This window comes from Bacillus nitratireducens (genome assembly GCF_036320425.1).
Classification (GTDB): domain Bacteria; phylum Bacillota; class Bacilli; order Bacillales; family Bacillaceae_G; genus Bacillus_A; species Bacillus_A nitratireducens.
Map to the genome: position 1 here is coordinate 316,707 of NZ_JAUMJO010000003.1, position 21,994 is coordinate 338,700.

21 protein-coding genes and 1 other annotated feature are annotated in these 21,994 nt (G+C 34.9%); of the genes, 18 read left to right on the forward strand and 3 right to left on the reverse strand.

The window, feature by feature from the left end; translation table 11 throughout:
* Positions 1–9: 9 nt before the first annotated feature.
* From polX to srtB, 10 genes are all read left to right on the forward strand, one after another.
* A complete protein-coding gene (gene polX, locus Q3V31_RS13575; RefSeq protein ID WP_329765421.1) occupies positions 10–1,728 on the forward strand; it encodes a DNA polymerase/3'-5' exonuclease PolX in 1,719 nt (572 codons plus the stop codon).
* A gap of 19 nt (positions 1,729–1,747) precedes the next feature.
* A complete protein-coding gene (locus tag Q3V31_RS13580) occupies positions 1,748–4,108 on the forward strand; it encodes an endonuclease MutS2 (RefSeq protein WP_329765422.1) in 2,361 nt (786 codons plus the stop codon).
* A 196-nt stretch (positions 4,109–4,304) separates the two neighbouring features.
* Complete coding sequence (locus Q3V31_RS13585) at positions 4,305–4,994, forward strand: 23S rRNA pseudouridine(2604) synthase RluF (protein WP_071735189.1); 690 nt, start codon at positions 4,305–4,307, stop codon at positions 4,992–4,994.
* Positions 4,995–5,102: 108 nt separating this feature from the next.
* Positions 5,103–5,358: a binding site (T-box leader), on the forward strand.
* 114 nt (positions 5,359–5,472) lie between these two features.
* Complete coding sequence (brnQ6, locus tag Q3V31_RS13590) at positions 5,473–6,798, forward strand: branched-chain amino acid transport system II carrier protein BrnQ6 (RefSeq protein ID WP_071735190.1); 1,326 nt, start codon at positions 5,473–5,475, stop codon at positions 6,796–6,798.
* A 459-nt stretch (positions 6,799–7,257) separates the two neighbouring features.
* Positions 7,258–7,965 (forward strand): heme uptake protein IsdC, encoded by a 708-nt coding sequence (gene isdC, locus Q3V31_RS13595; RefSeq protein WP_071735191.1) that lies wholly within the window; start codon positions 7,258–7,260, stop codon positions 7,963–7,965.
* Between the two features lie 19 nt (positions 7,966–7,984).
* Positions 7,985–10,753, forward strand: coding sequence for an NEAT domain-containing protein (locus Q3V31_RS13600; protein WP_329765423.1), 2,769 nt, complete (start codon positions 7,985–7,987; stop codon positions 10,751–10,753).
* 69 nt (positions 10,754–10,822) lie between these two features.
* Complete coding sequence (isdE, locus tag Q3V31_RS13605) at positions 10,823–11,704, forward strand: heme ABC transporter substrate-binding protein IsdE (protein ID WP_329765424.1); 882 nt, start codon at positions 10,823–10,825, stop codon at positions 11,702–11,704.
* 27 nt (positions 11,705–11,731) lie between these two features.
* Complete coding sequence (locus tag Q3V31_RS13610; protein WP_001036828.1) at positions 11,732–12,715, forward strand: FecCD family ABC transporter permease; 984 nt, start codon at positions 11,732–11,734, stop codon at positions 12,713–12,715.
* The gene (locus Q3V31_RS13615) at positions 12,705–13,475 is read left to right on the forward strand and encodes an ABC transporter ATP-binding protein (protein ID WP_000403736.1); all 771 of its coding nucleotides are present in this window, start codon (positions 12,705–12,707) and stop codon (positions 13,473–13,475) included. The genes Q3V31_RS13610 and Q3V31_RS13615 overlap by 11 nt, the downstream gene beginning before the upstream one ends.
* A gap of 31 nt (positions 13,476–13,506) precedes the next feature.
* Entirely contained in the window at positions 13,507–14,271 is a 765-nt protein-coding gene (gene srtB, locus Q3V31_RS13620) for a class B sortase (protein ID WP_071735194.1), read from the forward strand.
* 65 nt (positions 14,272–14,336) lie between these two features.
* Here srtB and isdG read toward each other — a convergent pair whose 3' ends face one another.
* Complete coding sequence (isdG, locus tag Q3V31_RS13625; RefSeq protein ID WP_000587825.1) at positions 14,337–14,660, reverse strand: heme oxygenase; 324 nt, start codon at positions 14,658–14,660, stop codon at positions 14,337–14,339.
* A 298-nt stretch (positions 14,661–14,958) separates the two neighbouring features.
* On the opposite strand from isdG, the gene Q3V31_RS13630 reads away from it, so the two are divergent.
* Positions 14,959–16,158 (forward strand): class I SAM-dependent rRNA methyltransferase, encoded by a 1,200-nt coding sequence (locus tag Q3V31_RS13630; protein ID WP_001255949.1) that lies wholly within the window; start codon positions 14,959–14,961, stop codon positions 16,156–16,158.
* Positions 16,159–16,197: 39 nt separating this feature from the next.
* Here the strand turns inward: Q3V31_RS13630 and Q3V31_RS13635 are convergent, their stop codons facing one another.
* Positions 16,198–16,392 (reverse strand): YwbE family protein, encoded by a 195-nt coding sequence (locus tag Q3V31_RS13635; protein ID WP_001014316.1) that lies wholly within the window; start codon positions 16,390–16,392, stop codon positions 16,198–16,200.
* Positions 16,393–16,566: a hypothetical protein gene (locus Q3V31_RS13640; RefSeq protein WP_001293584.1), complete on the reverse strand. Its 174-nt coding sequence runs from the start codon at positions 16,564–16,566 to the stop codon at positions 16,393–16,395. It abuts the gene before it with no gap.
* Between the two features lie 170 nt (positions 16,567–16,736).
* Here Q3V31_RS13640 and Q3V31_RS13645 point away from each other — a divergent pair, with 170 nt between their 5' ends.
* The 7 genes from Q3V31_RS13645 (at position 16,737) to Q3V31_RS13675 (ending at position 21,936) form a co-directional block, all read left to right on the forward strand.
* Positions 16,737–17,429 carry a response regulator transcription factor gene (locus Q3V31_RS13645; RefSeq protein WP_000018051.1) on the forward strand — a complete coding sequence of 231 codons (693 nt, stop codon included), beginning with the start codon at positions 16,737–16,739 and terminating at the stop codon, positions 17,427–17,429.
* A 1-nt stretch (position 17,430) separates the two neighbouring features.
* Positions 17,431–18,366 (forward strand): HAMP domain-containing histidine kinase, encoded by a 936-nt coding sequence (locus tag Q3V31_RS13650; protein ID WP_000259974.1) that lies wholly within the window; start codon positions 17,431–17,433, stop codon positions 18,364–18,366.
* A 126-nt stretch (positions 18,367–18,492) separates the two neighbouring features.
* Positions 18,493–19,416, forward strand: a complete 924-nt coding sequence (locus Q3V31_RS13655) for an ABC transporter ATP-binding protein (RefSeq protein WP_000221078.1) — start codon at positions 18,493–18,495, stop codon at positions 19,414–19,416.
* Positions 19,409–19,570: a hypothetical protein gene (locus tag Q3V31_RS13660; RefSeq protein WP_000931769.1), complete on the forward strand. Its 162-nt coding sequence runs from the start codon at positions 19,409–19,411 to the stop codon at positions 19,568–19,570. The genes Q3V31_RS13655 and Q3V31_RS13660 overlap by 8 nt, the downstream gene beginning before the upstream one ends.
* Before the next feature lie 34 nt (positions 19,571–19,604).
* Positions 19,605–20,309 (forward strand): ABC transporter permease, encoded by a 705-nt coding sequence (locus Q3V31_RS13665; protein ID WP_000475543.1) that lies wholly within the window; start codon positions 19,605–19,607, stop codon positions 20,307–20,309.
* A gap of 34 nt (positions 20,310–20,343) precedes the next feature.
* The gene (locus Q3V31_RS13670; protein WP_002077422.1) at positions 20,344–21,216 is read left to right on the forward strand and encodes a DUF4097 family beta strand repeat-containing protein; all 873 of its coding nucleotides are present in this window, start codon (positions 20,344–20,346) and stop codon (positions 21,214–21,216) included.
* Positions 21,217–21,240: 24 nt separating this feature from the next.
* Positions 21,241–21,936 (forward strand): ABC transporter permease, encoded by a 696-nt coding sequence (locus Q3V31_RS13675; RefSeq protein WP_000945197.1) that lies wholly within the window; start codon positions 21,241–21,243, stop codon positions 21,934–21,936.
* The last annotated feature ends 58 nt before the right edge of the window (positions 21,937–21,994 follow it).

Sequence of the window (21,994 nt, forward strand, 5' to 3'; positions counted from 1 at the left end):
GGGGCAATGATGAAAGTAAATAAAAAACAAGTTATTAAATTATTAGAGACAATCGGCCTGTTTATGGAACTAAAGGGCGCGAATCCATTTAAAATATCTGCATTTCGTAAAGCGGCAGCAGCACTAGAAAGTGATGATCGTAGTCTTTCTGAGATTGAAGATTTCACGAAGATTCCGGGCATTGGAAAAGGAACAGCAGCAGTTATTCAAGAATATATAGAATCGGGAACATCTGAAGTGTTACAAGAGCTTGAACAAGAAGTGCCAAGTAGCTTATTACCGCTATTAAAATTGCCAGGCCTTGGTGGTAAAAAGGTAGCTAAGTTATATAAAGAACTTGGTGTTGTTGATATGGAATCGCTAAAAGCGGTTTGTGAGGAAAATAAAGTACAAGCTTTAGCAGGTTTCGGTAAGAAGACAGAAGAGAAAATATTAGAAGCAATCGATCAAGTAGGATCTCGTCCAGAGCGTTTACCAATCGCAATGGTATTGCCTATTGCCGGGGAAATAGAGGAGAAATTGTCGAATGTTGCTGAAATAATTCGTTTCTCTCGCGCTGGTAGTTTACGCCGTGTTCGTGAGACAGTAAAAGATTTAGATTTCATTATTGCAACGACGGAGCCAGCAGTAGTACGCGAACATTTATTACAATTCGATAATATGATTGAAGTGATTGCAAGTGGAGATACGAAAGTATCTGTTCGTCTTCAATATGAATATGATATTTCAATTGACTTCCGCTTAGTAAAACCAGAAGAGTTTATTACAACTCTTCACCATTTCACGGGATCAAAAGACCATAACGTAAAAATGCGCCAAATCGCGAAAGATAGAGGCGAGAAAATTAGTGAGTACGGTGTGGAAAACTTAGAAACAGGCGAAGTAAAGACATTTGAAACAGAAGAGGAGTTCTTTGCTCATTTCGGTCTTCCGTTTATTCCGCCAGAAGTACGTGAAGATGGAAAAGAAATTGAATTAATTAAAGAGTATCCAAACTTAATTCAGTTCTCTGATATACAAGGTGATTTACATATGCATACAACATGGAGTGACGGTGCCTTTTCAATTGAAGAAATGGTACAAGCATGCCGCGCTCGTGGATATAAGTTTATGGCGATTACGGACCACTCACAATACTTGAAAGTAGCGAATGGTTTAACGAAAGAGCGTCTTCGCGAGCAAGCGAAAGAAATTGAGCGTATGAATGAAAAGTATCCAGACATTACAATTTTACGCGGAATTGAAATGGACATTTTACCAGATGCGACACTTGATTTTGATGATGAAGTATTAGCAGGATTAGATTATGTCATTGGGGCGATTCACTCTAGCTTCTCACAAGACCGTGAAACGATTATGAAACGTCTTCGCACTGCGCTGGAGAATAAGCATGTCACAATGATTGCCCATCCGACAGGTCGTCTTCTTGGGCGCCGCGAGGGTTACGATGTAGATACAGATTTATTAATCAAGCTCGCAAAAGAAACAAATACAGTTTTAGAATTAAATGCAAATCCAAACCGTCTAGATTTAAGCGCAAAATTATTAAAACAAGCACAAGATGCTGGTGTAAAAGTGGCGATTAATACGGATGCTCATACACTTGAAATGTTAGAAGATATGGAAACAGGTGTAGCAGCAGCACGTAAAGGTTGGATTCAAAAAGATAACGTAATTAACACATGGGATATTGAACGTTTATTAGACTATATTAAACGTAATAAGTAACACAAGGGGGACCTGCAACATGTTAGAAAGAACGTTGCGTGTATTAGAATACAATAAAGTAAAAGAACAATTACTTGAACATACAGCCTCTTCACTTGGCCGTGACAAAGTGAAGAATTTAGTACCAAGCACAGATTTTGAAGAAATTGTAGAACTGCAAGATACGACGGATGAAGCTGTGAAAGTCATTCGTCTGAAAGGTAGTGCACCATTAGGTGGTATTACAGATATTCGCTCAAATGTAAAACGTGCAAAGATTGGAAGTATGTTAAGCCCAAATGAACTGCTTGATATCGCAAATACGATGTATGGTAGTCGTAATATGAAACGTTTCATTGAAGATATGGTTGATAATGGTGTCGAGCTTCCAATTTTAGAAACTCATGTCGCTCAAATTGTATCTTTATATGATTTAGAAAAGAAAATTACAAATTGCATCGGTGATGGTGGTGAAGTAGTCGATAGCGCAAGTGATAAACTGCGTGGTATTCGTACTCAAATCCGTACTGCGGAAAGCCGTATTCGTGAAAAGTTAGAAAACATGACGCGTTCTTCAAACGCGCAAAAGATGCTGTCTGACGCGATTGTAACGATTCGTAACGAACGTTACGTAATCCCAGTAAAACAAGAATACCGCGGCGTATATGGCGGTATTGTTCACGATCAATCAGCTTCTGGACAAACGTTATTTATTGAGCCGCAAGTAATCGTAGAATTAAATAATGCGCTTCAAGAAGCACGTGTGAAAGAAAAACAAGAAATCGAACGCATCTTATTGATGTTAACAGAAGAAGTAGCAGTAGAAGCGGATATCGTTTTATCTAACGTAGAAGTAGTTGCTAATCTTGACTTCATATTTGCGAAAGCTTTTTATGCGAAGCGAATTAAAGCAACGAAGCCAATTGTAAATAACGAGCGCTACATGGATTTAAGACAAGCACGTCATCCGCTTATTGATCCGGAAATTATCGTGCCAAATAATATTATGCTCGGTAAAGACTTCACAACAATTGTTATTACAGGACCGAATACAGGTGGTAAAACAGTTACGCTGAAAACCGTTGGTATTTGTGTATTAATGGCGCAATCTGGTCTTCACATTCCAGTAATGGACGAGTCAGAGATTTGTGTATTTAAAAATATCTTTGCTGATATCGGTGATGAGCAATCGATTGAACAAAGTTTAAGTACGTTCTCCTCACATATGGTGAACATTGTAGATATTTTAGAAAAAGCTGATTTTGAAAGCTTAGTTTTATTCGATGAATTAGGTGCTGGAACAGATCCACAAGAAGGGGCTGCACTAGCGATTTCAATTTTGGATGAAGTATGTAACCGCGGTGCTCGCGTTGTTGCAACGACGCATTATCCAGAATTAAAAGCATACGGATATAACCGTGAGCAAGTTATTAATGCGAGTGTTGAGTTTGATGTGAATACATTAAGCCCAACGTATAAATTATTAATCGGTGTACCAGGACGTAGTAATGCCTTTGAAATTTCGAAACGCCTTGGATTATCTGATCGAGTTATCGATCAAGCACGTAACCACATTAGTACAGATACAAACAAAATTGAAAATATGATTGCGAAGTTAGAAGAAAGTCAAAAGAACGCAGAGCGTGACTGGAACGAAGCAGAAGCGCTTCGTAAGCAATCTGAAAAACTTCATCGCGAATTACAGCGACAAATTATTGAATTTAACGATGAGCGCGATGAAAAATTATTAAAAGTGCAAAAAGAAGGGGAAGAAAAAGTCGAAGCTGCAAAGAAAGAAGCAGAAGGCATTATTCAAGAACTTCGTCAATTGCGTAAAGCACAGCTTGTAAACGTGAAAGACCATGAGCTTATTGAAGCGAAGAGCCGTCTAGAAGGTGCCGCGCCAGAGCTTGTGAAGAAACAAAAAGTAAACGTGAAAAACACTGCGCCGAAACAACAATTACGAGCAGGCGATGAAGTAAAAGTGTTAACGTTCGGTCAAAAAGGTCAACTACTTGAAAAAGTAAGTGATACAGAGTGGAGCGTACAAATTGGTATTCTGAAGATGAAAGTGAAAGAATCCAATATGGAATACATTAATACACCGAAGCAAACTGAGAAAAAAGCAGTCGCAAGTGTGAAGGGTAGAGATTATCACGTTTCATTAGAACTTGACCTTCGCGGTGAACGTTATGAAGATGCAATGATGCGCGTTGAAAAATATTTAGACGATGCACAGCTTGCAAGTTATCCTCGTGTATCAATCATTCACGGTAAAGGAACAGGAGCACTTCGCCAAGGTGTACAAGATTACTTGAAGAAGCATCGCGGCGTGAAAAACTACCGCTACGGTGACATGGGCGAGGGAGGCCTAGGCGTAACAGTTGTCGAATTAAAATAGCAAACAACCAAACAAAAGGGGAAACCATTATATGTTTATGGACAAACTTGCAAAAGTATTGTTAGCTTGTTGCGGAATATTTCTGGTGATTGGGGTTATTTATTTAGTTGTTTTTGCGAAGTAAAAGAGCGTCAATCGTGGCATAATGATATTGCCATAGATTGACGCTTTTAATATATATGAAAAGGAATAAGCTATGAAAATCAACCAATACATAAGCGAAGCAAAATCTTGCTCAAGACGCGAAACAGACCGTCTTATTAAAACCGGACGCGTGGCTATTAACGGTGAAATTTGTACGCACGGTGCACTCGTGAGCGATGGTGATGTTGTAACGATTGATGGACAGGTTATTGCAAAAGAAGAGAAAGAAAAGGTGTATATCGCCTTTCATAAGCCGGTCGGAATCACTTGTACAGCAGCCGATCATATTGAAGGTAATATTATTGATTATATTAATTATCCAGAGCGGATCTTTCCCGTTGGACGATTAGATAAAGCATCGGAAGGGCTCATTTTATTAACGAATGATGGCGCTATTGCGAATCAAATTTTACACGGAGATCATGAGCACGAGAAAGAATATGTTGTGACGGTGGATAAACCTTTTACAGATTGGTTTATTGATGAGATGTCCAGCGGTGTAAAGATTAAAGATGGAATGACGAAGCCATGCAAAGTGACGAGAGTCGGCCAATCTACATTTCGCATCGTTTTAACACAAGGAATGAACAGACAAATTCGTAGAATGAGCCGTGCTTTCGGGGTTACTGTAACAAAGCTAAAGCGAGTGCGCATTATGAATATAGAATTAAATGAGCTTGAAGTAGGAAAGTGGCGGAGCGTTACAGCTGAAGAGTTAGAAATTTTAATAGGGCAGTTATAGGGAGGAAAAATTTTCTCCCTATATTTTTTTGTCAGAAAAAATAAAACTATTGATTTTTTAAAAAATAGCCCATATAATAAAAAACAACAAGTTTCGACAAGATATTTTATAAAAGTAATGATGAGGACATGAGTTGTTTTCTACGATTCTCAGAGAGGGAAGCCTTAGGCTGTGAGCTTCCTAATACGAAAAGACAATCTTACCACCTCTAAACTTCAAGAGTGAACTGCATGCATGATGCATTGTAATTCTTGGCGGATAAAACCGTTATCAATTTACACGAGCTATAAAATGAGCTTATTTCGTTATAAATTCATTTTATTAGAATAAGGGTGGAACCACGATTTCAACACTCGTCCCTTTGTTAGGGACGGGTGTTTTTTGCGTTCTTTTACGGGGAAGTATGCTTGAAAGAGGATATGTGACGGATTTTAATTCAGAATATTTTGTAAATCAAATAATTAGGAGGTTAGTAGAAATGAAATCATCTTTAAAGTTTTCCGAGATGTTTGCAATAAGTTTAATGTTGTTTGCACTATTCTTTGGTGCAGGTAATATGATTTTCCCGCCGGCGTTAGGGCAAGGTGCTGGAACTGATGTATGGATCGCGTTATTTGGCTTTATCGTAACAGGTGTTGGATTACCTTTATTAGGGGTAATTGTTATAGCTCTAAAGGGAGATATTAATGAGCTAGCGGGACGTGTACACCCTGTATTCGCACTAGTTTTTATCACTGCAATATATTTATGTTTAGGCGTATTTGTAAGTGTTCCGCGTACAGGAACAGTTGCTTATGAGATGAGTGTTGCACCGTTTTTACCAAGTGAGATAGCTGGTCAATCCTATCCACTTGTTATCTTTACATTTATTTTCTTTGCAGTAACTTTCTATTTAGCTTTAAACCCATCGAAATTAGTGGGGCGCATTGGTAAAGTGTTAACTCCAATTTTATTAGCTGTTATTGCAATTATTGTAGCGAAAGCAATTATGACGCCAATGGGAGAGTTTGGTGCACCGACAGAAGCATATAGTGCTCCACTCTTTAAAGGTTTTATTGATGGATATTTAACTTTAGATGGACTTGCAGCACTTGTTTTCGGAAATGTTGTCATTAATGCTTTAAAAGCAAAAGGTATTACAAATAAGAACAGTATTGCGAAAGTAACAATCTTTGCAGGATTTATTGCAGCACTTGGTTTACTACTAGTTTATTTAGCGCTTGCTTACCTTGGAGCTTCTAGTGTTTCACTCGGAATGGGGGCAAACGGAGGAATTATTTTAACAAACGTAGTGAATCATTTATTTGGTAGTTACGGAACTTTATTATTAGGGATCGCAATTACAGCAGCATGTTTAACAACTTCTGTAGGTATTGTTGCAGCTTGTGGAGAATATTTTTCTTCGTTATTACCAAAGCTTTCTTATCAAAAAATCGTTTTCATTTTCTCTGTATTAGCATTTATGGTAGCAAATCTTGGTTTAACTCAGTTAAACGCATTAGCATTGCCGATTTTAATTGCAATTTACCCAATTGGTATCGTACTGATCGTATTATCACTTGTTGAAAACTATATTCGTCTTCCATTAGCTATGTATGTAGGCGGTATTGTAGGCGCATTTGCAATTAGCTTCTTTGATGGATTGCATAATGCAAATCTTCAAGTAGCGGCCCTTGCTCCTATTTTAGATAAAATTCCATTATATAGTGTAGGGATTGGTTGGCTAGTTCCGGGTATCATTGGAATTGCAATTGGATATGTAGTTTCTTTATTTCAAAAGCAAGAAATTGCTGTAGAAAAATAAGGGAAAGAGGCTTTCTTTAAAAGAAAGTCTCTTTTTTTGTAGAAAAATTATATATAGAAGAATTTAGATATTAAAAATTTTATACGTAATACAGTTGACAAAAAATTTACCAGTAGGCTAAGATTGAATTAGTTGTGGAAATATTGGAAGGGAAGAGGTTTTCTATGACTATATCATTTTTGTAAGAAGAGGTGATAGAACGATAGAATTAGGCGGTTTATTTTTTTTGAACTTCGTTGAGAATGATAATCAATAAAATGATGAAAGAGTTTTATGTTTATTCTTATAGAAAAAATTGATGGGATTATTTTTTTGTCTATCAATGAGAATGATAATCAATGCATTTCTAACTACATATTGTTACTCGTTATAAAATAGAGATGGAAAGATTATTTTTTTCTTATATATTGAGAATAATTATCATTTTCAAAAAAGAAAAACAAGGAGGCAGTAAGGTAAATGAGAAAGTTTTCGGTATTACCCGCTTTTATTATGACATTCGTATGTATGCTAGCTTTTTTCGTAGTGCCATGTGGACAAGCTTCGGCAAATGTAGCTGACGGTACTTACGATATTAACTATGTCATACAAAAAGCAGAAAATGATTCAGCTTCAATGGCAAATGATTATTTTGAAAAACCAGCTAAGTTAATTGTAAAAAATGGTGAGATGAGAGTACAAATTCCTATGAATCATAGTGCTTGGATTACAGAATTTAAAGCACCAGAGAATGGAAACTTTGTTGATGCAAAAGTTGTTAGTAAAGATGAATCTGCAGATAAAAGAACTGTAGAGTTTAAAATTGACGACCTATCTAAACCAGCAGCTGTAAAAATTCATGTTGTTGTACCGAACGTAAATTATGACCATAACTACACAATTCGCTTTGCGTTTGATGCAAATGTAAAAGCAGTAGGTGGAGAGAATAAGGAAACTGCTGCAACAAAAAATGAAGATCAAACTCAAAAAAATACACAAGTAAAAGAAGAAGTGAAGAAAGAAGAGAGCAAAGAAACAAACAAAGATGTAAATAAAGGAACAAATGAAAGTGGGAAAGCTGAAAAAACAGATAACCCAAAAACAAGTGATGAAGCACGTATCGGATTATTTGCAGCATTACTTCTTATTTCAGGTGTTTTCTTAATTCGTAAAGTACGTCAAAACTAAATAAAGGAGAGGTACTCCATTGAATAAATATCTTAAAATTGTTGCTGCGATGTTTTTAATGGTATTTACATTCGTATCAACATTACAACCCCTTGCGGTTCAAGCTGCTAGTCAACTAGCTGACGGTGAATATTCAATCGGTTTCAAGGTTCTTAAAGACACATCAGATGAAGAATCCATGATGAATCAATACTCTGTAAGTCCAGGAACTTTAAAAGTAAAGAATGGGAAAAAGAAAGTATCCTTTACGTTAGAACATAGTTCATGGATTACAAAGTTTGAAACGGAAAAAAGTGGTCAGTTTGTTGCGACAAATGTAATTAATGAAGATAAAGAAAAAGATACAAGAGTCGTAGAATTTGAAGTGGACGATGTAGAGAAGGTATTAAATGCGAAAGTAAAAGTAGACATTGACTTTTTAAATTATCATCATGATTATGATGTTCGTATTGCATTTGATCAAAATAGTATTACACCGGTTCATGTAGAACAACCAAATGAAAAAGAGGACCCAGCTAATAAGCCAGATCCAAATGAAAATCCGGATCCGAGTCAGAAGCCCGACCAAAAGCCTGACCCAGATCAACAACCAAATTCTAACACAATTAAAGATGGAGAGTACAGCATTCCATTTAAAGTGTTAAAAGATCAAACAGATGAAGAATCTAAGATGAATACTTACATGGTAAATCCAGGAGTATTAAAAGTAGAAAATGGTAAGAAAAAAGCAATTGTAACACTAAAAAGTAGCTCATTAATTAAAAATTTCCAAACGGAAAAAGATGGTGCATTTATCGATGCAAAAGTAGTGAGTGAAGATAAAGAAAAAGATACAAGAGTAGTAGAGTTTGAAGTAAACGATTTATCTAAAAAACTAAATACAAAAGTATTTATCGAAATGGCATCAAGAAACTATAAGCAAACACATGATGTGCAACTTTTATTTGAACAAGATAAACTTGAACAAATTAAAAACGAAGAGAAACCAGAAGTAGAGAAACCAGAAGTAGAGAAACCAGAAGTAGAGAAACCGGAAGTAGAAAAGCCAGATGCTGACACAATGAAAGACGGCGAATACAGCATCAATTTTAAAACATTAAAAGATCAAACAGATGAAATATCAATGATGAACACATATACAAAAAGTCCAGGTGTGTTAAAAGTAAAAGATGGTAAGAAGTATGTATCATTTACGTTAACGAATAGCGCTTGGATTACAAAGTTTGAATTTGATAAAAATGGTTCGTTTGTTGATGCGAATGTATTAAGTGAAGATACGAAAGCTGATACACGTGTAGTGGAAGTGGAAGTAGCAGATTTATCGAAAAAATTAAATGCAAAAGTAAAAGTAGATATCGATTCAATGAATTATCACCATTTCTATGACATTCAATTTGCATTTGATAAAGGTAGCATTAAACCGTTAGACAACCAAGGTGGAAACGATAACCAAGGCGGAAACAACAACCAAGGCGGAAACGATAACCAAGGCGGAAACGATAACCAAGGCGGAAACGATAACCAAGGCGGAAACAACAACCAAGGTGGAAACGATAACCAAGGCGGAAGCAACAACCAAGGCGGAAACAACAACCAAGGCGGGAACAATAACCAAGGTAACAACACAACCATTGATCCAAAAGCCCTTAAAGATGGTGAATACAGCATTGGCTTTAAAGTATTAAAAGATCAAACAGATGAAATATCAATGATGAATACATACACAAAAAGCCCAGGTGTATTGAAAGTAAAAGATGGTAAGAAATATGTATCGTTTACATTAACAAATAGTACATGGATTACAAAGTTTGATTTTGAGAAGAATGGCTCGTTCGTTAATGCAAAAGTATTAAGTGAAAATAAAGAGCAAAATACAAGAGTAGTAGAAGTAGAAGTAAACGATTTATCTAAAAAATTAAATGCAAAAGTAAAAGTAGATATTGATTCAATGAATTATCACCATCTCTACGATGTTCAATTTGTATTTGATCAAGATAGTATCAAAGCTTTAGGGAACCAAGGTGGAAATGATAACCAAGGCGGAAACGATAACCAAGGTGGAAACGACAACCAGGGAGGAAACGATAACCAAGGTGAAAATGAAAACAAAGATGGAAATGATAAACCGAAAGTAATAGTAGATCCGAAAAATTTAGTAGATGGTCAATATGATATTACATTTAAAGTGTTAAAAGACAAAACAGAAGAACTTTCAAAGATGCATGACTACACTGTAAACCCAGCAAAATTAATCGTTAAAGATGGTAAAAAGTACATTGAGATGACGCTGAAAAATAGTGCATGGATTACGAAATTCCAAACGGAAAACAATGAGCTATTTGCTGATGCGAAAGTAGTAAGCGAAGATAAAAATGCAAATACGCGAGTAGTGCAATTTGAAGTAGACGACTTATTTAAAAAATTAAACGCAAAAGTAAAGGTAGACATCGATGAGATGAACTACCACCATTTCTACGATGTACAAATTCAATTTGATACAAACAATATTGGTGCGCTAGGAACGATTAAAGAGGATCCAAAAAAAGATCCGAAAAATGATCCGAACAATCCAGTGATTACACCGAAAGTAGATAATGTAAAAAAAGTAGATAATCCTGATTTTAACCGAAATGCAGATGATAAGAAGAAAAAAGAAGATCAAAAAAATGATTCGAAAAAAGAGAAAAACTCAAAAACGGCAGATACAGCACAACTAGGTTTATACATGGTGCTATTGCTTGGGTCACTTGCTTTACTAGTTCGTAAATATAGAGCAGGAAGATTGTAATTTTTGGAGTCTTGATGCATGTTCGCATGCATCAAGACTTGTTTCATATTGTTTGGAAAGGAGTGGTGATTGAGAGTGAAGAAAATTGCTAGTGTACTAATGGCTATCATTCTATTAGTGAGTATAGCTGGATGCTCGGCGCCCAAAAAAGAAGAAGCAAAACAGGTAAAGAGTGAGAGTAAAGAGAGAATTGTTGCAACGACAGTTGCTGTTACTGAAATTATGGATGCGTTAGAAGTAGATTTAGTTGGTGTTCCAACAAGTACGAAAGATTTACCAAAGAGATATAAAGGTTTACCTGAAGTCGGGAATCCGATGAGTCCTGATATGGAAAAGGTAAAATCATTAAAGCCGTCAGAAGTATTATCCGTGACAACACTTGAATATGAATTAAAGCCATTTTTTGATGGTGTGGGCACGAAAGCAAACTTTTTAGATTTAACAAGCTTGAAAAATATGCAAAATTCCATTAGCGATTTAGGTAAGCAATATGGACGTGAAAAGCAGGCTGAAGCAGTTGTAACGAAGTTAGATAACAAGGTTGCAGAAATTAAAAAAGCAGTAAAGGGAAAGAAAGAACCGACAGTGCTTATTTTATTAGGTGTACCAGGGAGTTATTTAGTAGCAACAGAGCATTCTTATATTGGAGATTTAGTGAAACAACTAGGTGGTAAAAATATTGTGCAAGGTGAACAAGTAGAGTATTTAGCTTCTAATACAGAGTATTTAAAAAAAGCTGATCCAGATATTATTTTACGAGCAGCTCATGGTATGCCTGATGAAGTTGTGAAAATGTTTGATAAAGAATTTAAAACAAATGATATTTGGAAACATTTCGCTGCAGTTAAAAATAGCCGTGTTTACGATTTAGAAGAGCGCTTATTTGGGACGACAGGTAATTTAGCAGCAATTGAAGCGTTAGATGAATTGAAAAAAATGATGTATCCGTGATGCATTTTAATATAAAGGAAGAGTGGAATGAATAAAAAAACTTGGAGTTTCCTCATTGTTACTGCATTGCTTATTGTTATGACATCATTGTCAGCGATGAAAGGGAGTTTAGAAATAGGTATTGTTGAGCTTGTGCAAGGGATATTTACAGGGGGGAATGAAGATGTTGAAGTGATTAAAGATTTACGTTTCCCACGTATTATTATTGCACTATTTACTGGAGCAGCTCTGGCCGTTTCAGGTGTGCTTTTTCAAGCTGTTATGAAAAATCCACTTGCTGATGCTGGGGTAATCGGGATATCTTCTGGAGCAAGTTTTATGACACTTGTTATTATTACGCTATTCCCGCAATTCTTTTTCTGGACACCAGTATTCGCCTTTTTAGGTGGTGCGTTTGCATGTTATCTCGTTTATGCATTTTCATGGAAGTCAGGGTTAAGTCCGCTTCGCATTATTTTAGTTGGTATAGCTATTAATGCAATGTTCACTGGATTAAATGAATCGTTCATTACGATTTGCGGATACTTCATTAAGAGTATTAAGCAAACGACGACTTCTAACATAACGATGAAGACGTGGGGCGATGTAGAAATAATGGTTACATATGGAACAATTGGTCTTATTCTTGCTCTGTTTGTAGGAGCTTGGTGTAACTTATTATCGCTACAAGATAAGACTGCGAAAAACTTAGGTTTGCACGTGACGAGAGTTCGTCTTATTATTTCTGCTATTGCAGTACTTTTAGCAGCAGTATCAACAGCAATTGCAGGTGTTATTGCTTTCGTAGGATTACTCGTTCCGCACATTTCAAGACAACTAGTCGGTTCGGATCATAAAGTATTAATTCCATTTTCTGCTCTTGCAGGAGCGTTATTAATTTTGACGGCGGATACGATTGGAAGGTTAATTGTGCCACCTAACGAAATTCCAGCAGCGACGATTATGGCAGTGATTGGTGGCCCATTCTTAATATTCTTGCTTAGAAAGAGTGATAAAGTTCATGGAAATTAAAAATGTAACCTTTTCGTATGATAATGTAACGGATCGATTAAAGTCGGTTAGTAGTGAAATAGAAATTGGTAAAATTACAACAATTATTGGTCCAAACGGTTGCGGGAAATCGACATTACTTGGCGTGATGTCAAGAAATCACGACCCTCGTAGCGGAGAGATAATACTCGATGGGAAGGCGATAAGTCAATATAAACCGAAAGAGTTTGCTAGAAAGTTAGCCGTTGTCCATCAACAAAATGAAGCACCGGCAGACATGACGGTAGAGAAATTAACAAGTTATGGTCGTATGCCTCATAAAAATATTTTTTCCTCGCAAACTGATGAAGATAGAGAAGCAATCGAAAGGGCTTTAGCATGTACAAATTTGCTAAGTAAACGTGATAAAGAGATTCACGCTTTATCTGGTGGAGAAAGACAACGAGTTTGGATTGCCATGACGTTAGCTCAGAAAACACCAATGCTCTTTTTAGATGAACCGACAACCTATTTAGATATTTATTATCAACTTGAAATATTAGAGCTAGTAAAAGAGCTAAATGAAGTACATGGATTGACGATTGTTATGGTATTACATGATATCAATCAGGCGATTCGCTATAGTGATCATATCATCGTTATGAAAGACGGCGAAATTGTTACGAAAGGTAAGCCAAATGATGTTGTGACAGAAAGTATGATAAAGACGATATACGGTGTAGATGTCGTTGTAAAGCAAGATGAAGATACAGGGTTGTATATGGTCCCAATGGGTATTTAAATATACGAACAATCCGTTTTGAGGTGATAATTTGAGTAGTAAAAAAGAACGGAAGAAGAATTCTTTTTTTCAACGAATACTTACAGTTGTTTTTTTAGGTACCTTTTTCTATTCAGTATATGAATTAGGTGATATTTTCATGGATTACTATGAAAATCGTAAAGTAATGGCCGAAGCACAAAACATTTATGAAAAGAGTCCGATGGAAGAGCAATCACAAGATGGGGAAGTACGTAAACAGTTCAAAGCTCTGCAGCAAATTAACCAAGAAATAGTTGGATGGATTACAATGGACGATACACAAATTAATTATCCAATCGTTCAGGCGAAAGACAATGATTACTATTTATTTCGTAATTATAAAGGTGAAGATATGAGAGCAGGCAGCATTTTTATGGACTATCGTAATGATGTGAAATCTCAAAATCAAAATACTATTTTATATGGTCACCGTATGAAAGATGGTTCTATGTTTGGAAGTTTAAAGAAAATGTTAGATGAAGAGTTCTTCATGTCGCATCGTAAATTATATTACGATACATTATTTGAAGGATATGATCTTGAAGTGTTCTCGGTGTATACAACAACAACTGATTTTTATTACATTGAAACGGATTTTAGCAACGATACGGAATACACATCATTTTTGGAGAAAATTCAAGAAAAATCGCTGTACAAAACGGATACAAAATTGACAGCAAGTGATCAAATCGTAACACTTTCGACGTGTGACTATGCACTTGATCCGGAAGCAGGAAGGTTAGTCGTGCATGCGAAACTAGTAAAGAGACAGTAAAAAAAGTATAGAATATGAGAAGTGGTAACGCTTCTCATATTCTATACTTTAAAAAAGAAATATGTTTACTGTGCTGCAGCCATTGGCATACGTACAACTTCAACATTGTAGTAAGTGATTTTATTATCAAGAATATATTCTGGCATTCCGCCTTGATGTGAGTGAGCATCTTTAAATGCTGAGCTCTTCGTCCAACCCTGGAAATCTTCTTTTGCATTCCAGCGTGTGCTAATTGTTACTTCATCATAATCAACTGTATTTTGCGTTAAAAGAACTTCTAATCCTAAAAAGCCTGGCATCGTTTCGACTTGACCTACTTTATTAAAACGCTCAATTAATTTATGTCCATTTCCCTTTGTAATTTTAGCTGTGTTTGTAACAATAATCATGTTTTATTCCTCCTATAAATGTAGCCTTTATTTTCGAGAACTCATATACATTAAATGATAATGAAAATCATTATCATTGTCAATGGTAAATGTGAAATAAATAAGTTTTTTTATTATTTTGGACAGTAAGATTCCCGTTTCAAAATGTAGTAAATATGTGGCGGTTAAGGGAGAGAATGAGCTAGTTGTACTAGCAAAGCAATAATATGGTATAGTGAAACGAGGCTGTTTTTTAGCCTTGTTTTTTTATATGCTTCCTACTAATTAGAAAGCATTCAAATGGAAAGGAAGACATTACATGCGATCTGAAGTAACTATAAAAATAAAACCGAAATTTATAAAAGAAATTAAAAGTGGATATCCACTTATTTTAAAAGATGCTATTCAAAATTTAAATGATGTACGTGAAGAAGGGACAATCATCAAAGTAGTAGATGAGAAGAACCAATTCATCGGAAAAGGCTATTATGGAAGACAAAATAAAGGATATGGATGGATTTTAACAAGAAAAGAGAAAGAGCAAATTAATCAACCTTTCTTTGAAAGTAAAATCAAATCTGCTTTACATAAACGAAAACATTTTTATAAATCAAATGATACAACAGCTTTTCGTGTCCTAAATGGTGAAGGTGATGGCCTTGGTGGTTTAATCATCGATTATTATGACGGTTATTACGTAATAAGTTGGTATAGTGAAGGGATTTATACTTTCCGCGATGAAATCGTAGAAGCACTTCAAAAAGTAGCGAACTTTAAAGGTATCTATGAGAAAAAGCGTTTTGATACGAAAGGGAAATACATTGAAGATGATGATTTTGTAGCAGGAGAGCGCGGTGAGTTCCCACTTATCGTAAAAGAAAACGGTGTAAACTTTGCTGTATATTTAAATGACGGGGCGATGGTTGGTGTATTTTTAGATCAGCGTAACGTTCGAAAACAAATTCGTGATAAATATGCACAAGGAAGAACTGTTTTAAATATGTTCTCTTATACAGGAGCGTTCTCTGTATTTGCAGCACTTGGCGGCGCAAGTAAAACAACAAGTGTTGACCTTGCCAATCGTAGTTTAAGTAAAACGATTGAGCAGTTCAGTGTAAATGAAATTGATTACGAAGCACAAGACATTATTGTAGAAGATGTATTTCTATATTTCAAATATGCAGCTAAGAAAAAGATGAAATTTGATATGGTGGTACTTGATCCTCCAAGTTTTGCACGCTCTAAAAAATATACATTTAGCGCAGCGAAAGACTATAAAAACTTATTAAAAGAAACAATCGCGATTACAGAAAATAACGGTATTATCGTTGCTTCTACAAATTGTAGCGCGTTCGATATGAAAAAGTTTAAAGGTTTTATCGATACAGCATTTAAAGAAATGAATGGCAAATATAAAATATTAGAAGAACATTCTTTACCAGAAGATTTCCGTACAATTGATCAGTTTAAAGAGGGAGACTATTTAAAAGTAGTTTTCATCGAGAAAATTAAAGGTTAATAAAGAAAAAGGAGCTCAAGTTTAAATGAGCTCCTTTTCTTATTGAACGATATTTTGCACTCTGCCAACTTGCCCATCCTGCAATCGTACTTTAATACCGTGCGGATGAGAGGGGGAGTTAGTTAGAATATCTTTTACAATTCCTCTTGTTAGCTTGCCTGTACGTTGATCTTGTTTTAATACAATATCAACTTCAAGACCTGATGAAATGTTAGATCGTTTTTGTCCGTTCATTTACACACCTGTACGTCTACGTTGGTTGTTTGTTTTCTTCGTTTGTTGGTTTTGTAATTTTTTTGTTGCTTGGCTTTGATTTGTATTATTTGAACCATTTCCATTTCCTTGCTTTTTCTTTGCAAGTTGTTCGCGCATTAAATCAGCTAAGCTTACTTTTTTGTTTTCTGACATGATAAGTCTCCTTTATATAAAGTTAATTATGAACAATAGTAGTGAATTTTATCATATCATTGTTAAGGAAGGAAGGGAAGTTGGTTTAAAAATTCATATAATTCTTTCCAGCATTCCTTCGTTACGATACAATTAAAATGTTAATGTTTGTAAAAAAAGGGGATAGAAATATGTCACATCATATTTTATTAGTTGAAGATGACATCTCAATTCAAGAGATGGTTGAAACATATTTAGTAAAAGAAGGTTTTCAAGTTACAATCGCATCTGATGGAGAAGAAGGCGTGAACACATATTTAAAAGGTTCATTTGATTTGATCATCCTCGATATTATGATGCCAAAGCTAGATGGCTTAGAGGTTGTGCGAATCATTCGAGAAAAAAGTGCCGTTCCGATTTTAATGATGTCGGCAAAAGATACAGATGTTGATAAAGCTGTTGGATTAGGACTTGGAGCAGATGATTACATTTGTAAGCCGTTTTCTATGATTGAACTAGCTGCACGTGTAAAAGCGGGTATTCGGAGGTCTACAAAGTATTCAGCTGTGGAATCAAAAGATGAGGCCATTCAGATTGGTGATTTAATAATTGACCCAATTAATTTTACTGTGGAGAAAAAGGGAAGACAGCTTAAACTTACTTTAAAAGAATTTGAGATTTTAAAGCTATTCGTGAAGAATCAAAATCGTGTTTTTACGAAAGCACAAATATATACGCTTGTTTGGAATGAAGAATATTATGGTGATGATAATGTTATTAATGTTCATATGAGAAGATTACGTGAGAAAATTGAAAGTGATCCATCTAATCCAGAATATATTAAAACATTATGGGGCATCGGCTATAAGTTGGAAGTGATGTAGTATGGTTGTATTTTTAACCGTGGTGATTATTATATTGCTGATCGTTATTTACGTGCAATATAAAATTAGGAAAAATAGTAGTAGGAATTTACGCTACACGTATGAGAAGTTAAATCGAATTGTAAAAGAACAAACTGGTGAGAAGCTATTAATTATGACGGATGATACAGAATTGCAAAAGTTATTAGTGGCTATCAATCATTTGTTAGATGCAAAACAGAAAACGAATGCAGATCATGCAAAAGTAGAAATTTCGATGAGAAAAATGCTTTCAAATATTTCACATGATTTAAAGACGCCACTAACAGTTATTCTTGGATATACAGAAATGTTAAATAAGGATAAAACGATTAATAAGGAAGAACAGCAAATATTACTTGAAAAGGTGCATGTGAAAACATTAGAGGTAATGGAACTAATTCATAAGTTTTTTGATTTAGCAAAATTAGAATCTGGTGACAAAGCAATCGAGATAACAAAAGTAAATATGAATGAAGTTTGTCGCGAGAAGATTTTATCGTTTTATGATTTAGTGACGGCGAAAGGGTTTCAAGTTCATATTGGTATACCAGAAAGAAATATATATGCACTTGGAAATGTAGAAGTATTAGGCAGGGTATTGAATAATTTAATATCAAATGCGATTACATATGGAGACGATGGAAAGACACTTGGTATGACGTTAAGAGATGATGAAACGAGTGTGTATATAGATGTATGGGATACAGGAAAAGGAATTGATGAATCTCATATTGATAAAGTGTTTGAGCGTATGTACACACTTGAAGATTCCAGAAATAGATTGTACCAAGGGAGTGGTTTAGGGTTAACGATTACGAAAAGGCTTGTGGAAGCGATAGACGGAGAAATACATCTTTCTAGTAAGCCGTATGAAAAAACAATTTTTACAGTTGTATTAACAAAGATGCTGTTTTAGCTTGTAGAGAAGTAGATTCTACAAGCTTTTTTTTCAGTGTAAGGAATTTGTAAGGAACGGGTAAGAAAAAAGAGATTTCCGTTGTCTATTATAGAAATATAAAGTAGTGCGAAAGGAGACAGTGACATGACATATATATTAAAAACGAATCAGCTAACGAAAGTATTTAAAGGGAAAGAAGTTATTTCTAGCGTTAACATGCATGTGAAAAAAGGAGAGATATACGGTTTCTTAGGGCCGAATGGTGCAGGTAAAACAACGATTATGAAAATGATCACAAATTTAATCAAACCGACGAGCGGTGATATTGAAATTTTCGGTGAGAAGTTAACAGATACATCTTATGAATTGTTAAAGCGCATGGGGACAATTATCGAATATCCAATCTTTTATGATAAATTAACGGCGAAGGAAAACTTAGAATTACATTGTGAATATATGGGGTATTACGATAAGAACGCAATTGATCATGCTTTAAATTTAGTAAAACTGCACGGTATAGATGATAAAAAAGTAAAAGATTTTTCATTAGGGATGAAGCAACGACTTGGTATTGCAAGGGCGATCATGACAAAGCCAGAACTACTTATTTTAGATGAGCCAATTAACGGTTTAGATCCAATTGGTATTAAAGAATTACGAGACTTATTTAAAATGCTTTGCAAAGAATATGGCATTACTTTATTAGTCTCTAGTCATATTTTAGGTGAGATGGAACTAATGGCAGATACAATTGGTGTGATTCAAAATGGAAAACTAATAAAAGAAGTTTCGATGAAGAGTATTAACGGAAAACAAACAGAGTATATTGAAATCACAGTTCCTGATGTGAAGCGTGCAGCTTATATTTTAGAAGATAAACTCGCTATAAAAAATTACAAAATAATGAGTGGAAACATGATTCGTGTGTATGAATTGAAGGCGACGCAGCAAGCCATTTCAAAAGCACTTATTATGAATGATGTAGAAATTGAAAGTATTAATAAGAAACATAGTTCCTTAGAAGAATATTTCTTAAATGTAATGGACGGAGAGGGCATTCATGCTTAATGGATTGTTAGTGAATCTAGTAAGTGGATTGATCGTAATGTTCATAAGTGGGATCTTATATTATAGAAAATCTGAGCGGAAATGGATTTTAATTTTATTAGTGATAGGAATGTTAAGCGTAGTTACGGCTGGAATTAGAATGTTAGTAGCATAGAGATAGTTATGTCAGTAATGGAGGTGTGGTTTATATGTTTAAATTAATGAAACTTGAATGGAAGAAACATCAATTATCTAGTTATTTTAAAGGGGTAGCCATTTGTATTATAGCAATTTTTGCTGCGGTAAGTTTTATGGGGTTGGGAGCGAAAGGTGAAGGAGATGCGGCGCTAACTGATTTCACAAAATATATGACTTTAGCGAACCTTTTTATAAGGATAACATTTCTTATTTTTAGTGCGGTCATTTTATCACGTTTAGTAATTGATGAGTATAAGAACAAAACAATGCAACTATTGTTTATGTATCCACTGCAAAGGAAAAAGTTAATGAGAGCGAAATTAACAATTGTTTTCAGTTTTTGTTTTGTGAGCATGATTATTGCTACTTTCAGTATTAGTTTGCTCATATTTTTTATGAACCCAATGATGGAGCTGTTTGAAACACCTATGACGATGGGGGAAATAATAGCTACCGTTCCAGCTACTTTTATAAGTGCATTTATGATATCTGGTATTAGTTTAATTCCTTTATTTTTTGGGATGAGAAAGAAATCGGCACCGACAACGATTACTTCTGCAGTAATAATTGGGATGTTAGTGAACAGTAACGTTGGTCCTGGAAACGGTCAAGTAAGTATGTATGATTTTATATTTATCCCAATTGTACTCTGCTTATTAGGAATTTTTATTAGTTATCTTTCGTATCGTAAGATCGACAAGATTGATGTGGCGTAAAATAAGCTTAAAACAACAATGAACAGGGGTATGCATGGTGAAAAAAATAATAGTAATTGCAATTTTATTTCTGACAATTGCTAGTGTAGTTTTTGGTTTTAAGACATTTCAGGGGAAAGATTTTAAGAAAGAAAAGTCTTTTGAGATAAATCATATAAAAGAAATAGAAGTGGACAATGAAAACTGGGATATTGAATTTAAAAGTACAGACGCTAACAAAATAGTGATCTTCGCCCAAGGTCAACGAGCAGATAAAAATCTAGATCCCGTCGAAATAGAACATGAAGGAAATAAAGTTGTGATTAAGCAAAAACAAAAGGCGACTAGATTTTTTAATGGTTTTACGTTTAGGAAGAAAAATAGTATATCTATAGCTGTTCCGAAGAAAGAAATAGATAAAATTGTATTAAATAATAAATCGGGTGATGTGAAAATAAGGGATATAGAAGTGAAAAATATCGTGACAAAAAGTGAGTCTGGAGATGAAATGGTTGTAGGACTATCGGCAGATAAGGGTGAATTCACATCCGAAAGTGGAGATTTAATGTTAAAAGATAGTTCGTTACAAGAAGTAAATATAACTTCTACTACTGGCGATAATTATGTGAAAAATATAAAAAACGAAAATATGAACATCACTTCAACATCTGGAGAAATACTACTGAAAGATATGAAAGAAGGGAAATCATTATTTGTAGAAACAAAATCAGGCGATATTGGCGTACGGTATAAAGGTGTTCCGATTTCTTTAAAACTTACGGCTAAAAGTAATTCGTCTGATGTAATGGTGAATGTAAATGGACTTAAGAAAGATAAAAATACAGAAAAGGTAAAAGCAGGAACCATCGGTGATGCAAAAAACGAGGTGAAGATTTTAAGTAAAACAGGAGCGATTTATATCGATTAAAATGTAAATGAAAGGAGGACTATTATGCTACGTCTTATGAAGCTAGAATTGAAGAAGTTTAAGCTTGGATGGTATGTGAGGGGAGCGATTATTGCAAATATCGCTATACTGGCATTAATGATCTTTACGAGCATCGTTGCTCAAGTAGAAGGTGATCCGGAAATAAGGGATCCACAGACAATTTTGTTGATGGCCAGTACAGTAGTAAGGGCAACATTTATTATTTTTGGTAGTGTGTTAATCGCAAGGTTAATAATTAGTGAATATAAAAATAAAACAATACTACTTATGTTTTCTTACCCAATTAACCGAAAGAAAATGATGGTTAGTAAGTTGGCTATTACAGCAATATTAACATTTATAACAGTCATTTTATCTAATATTTTAGTAGTAGGAGTGTTCTTTGGGATAGATAGTTATTTTTCAATTCTTCCTAATTCATTCACAGTAGATCAATTGACGCGAGAAGGGATAAACCTTGTTCCTTTAGCTATTGCCACTGCTGGAATAAGTTTAATACCTCTATATTTCGGAATGCGTAAACGTTCAGTGCCAACTACAATTGTTTCATCTCTTATCGTTGTATCAATTGCAATTAATAACACTCCAATGTTTTCTACAGCAACCTTTCTTCCCCTTCAACTATCATTGGCAGCAATTGGAGTTGCGATTGCATATTACGGAGTTAAAAATATAGAGAAGGAAGATATAACAGTATGACAAGAATACGTAAAAAAGAGTTGGCGTTATACCAACTCTTTTTTGTATATGTATGCTT

Excerpts from the sequence above, each read along its gene's own strand:
- polX (WP_329765421.1), top strand. The coding sequence starts at position 10 with ATGAAAGTAAATAAAAAACAAGTTATTAAATTATTAGAGACAATCGGC.
- Q3V31_RS13580 (WP_329765422.1), top strand. The coding sequence starts at position 1,748 with ATGTTAGAAAGAACGTTGCGTGTATTAGAATACAATAAAGTAAAAGAA.
- Q3V31_RS13585 (WP_071735189.1), top strand. The coding sequence starts at position 4,305 with ATGAAAATCAACCAATACATAAGCGAAGCAAAATCTTGCTCAAGACGC.
- brnQ6 (WP_071735190.1), top strand. The coding sequence starts at position 5,473 with ATGAAATCATCTTTAAAGTTTTCCGAGATGTTTGCAATAAGTTTAATG.
- isdC (WP_071735191.1), top strand. The coding sequence starts at position 7,258 with ATGAGAAAGTTTTCGGTATTACCCGCTTTTATTATGACATTCGTATGT.
- Q3V31_RS13610 (WP_001036828.1), top strand. The coding sequence starts at position 11,732 with ATGAATAAAAAAACTTGGAGTTTCCTCATTGTTACTGCATTGCTTATT.
- Q3V31_RS13615 (WP_000403736.1), top strand. The coding sequence starts at position 12,705 with ATGGAAATTAAAAATGTAACCTTTTCGTATGATAATGTAACGGATCGA.
- isdG (WP_000587825.1), bottom strand. The coding sequence starts at position 14,660 with ATGATTATTGTTACAAACACAGCTAAAATTACAAAGGGAAATGGACAT.
- Q3V31_RS13630 (WP_001255949.1), top strand. The coding sequence starts at position 14,959 with ATGCGATCTGAAGTAACTATAAAAATAAAACCGAAATTTATAAAAGAA.
- Q3V31_RS13635 (WP_001014316.1), bottom strand. The coding sequence starts at position 16,392 with ATGAACGGACAAAAACGATCTAACATTTCATCAGGTCTTGAAGTTGAT.
- Q3V31_RS13640 (WP_001293584.1), bottom strand. The coding sequence starts at position 16,566 with ATGTCAGAAAACAAAAAAGTAAGCTTAGCTGATTTAATGCGCGAACAA.
- Q3V31_RS13645 (WP_000018051.1), top strand. The coding sequence starts at position 16,737 with ATGTCACATCATATTTTATTAGTTGAAGATGACATCTCAATTCAAGAG.
- Q3V31_RS13650 (WP_000259974.1), top strand. The coding sequence starts at position 17,431 with ATGGTTGTATTTTTAACCGTGGTGATTATTATATTGCTGATCGTTATT.
- Q3V31_RS13655 (WP_000221078.1), top strand. The coding sequence starts at position 18,493 with ATGACATATATATTAAAAACGAATCAGCTAACGAAAGTATTTAAAGGG.
- Q3V31_RS13660 (WP_000931769.1), top strand. The coding sequence starts at position 19,409 with ATGCTTAATGGATTGTTAGTGAATCTAGTAAGTGGATTGATCGTAATG.
- Q3V31_RS13665 (WP_000475543.1), top strand. The coding sequence starts at position 19,605 with ATGTTTAAATTAATGAAACTTGAATGGAAGAAACATCAATTATCTAGT.
- Q3V31_RS13670 (WP_002077422.1), top strand. The coding sequence starts at position 20,344 with ATGGTGAAAAAAATAATAGTAATTGCAATTTTATTTCTGACAATTGCT.
- Q3V31_RS13675 (WP_000945197.1), top strand. The coding sequence starts at position 21,241 with ATGCTACGTCTTATGAAGCTAGAATTGAAGAAGTTTAAGCTTGGATGG.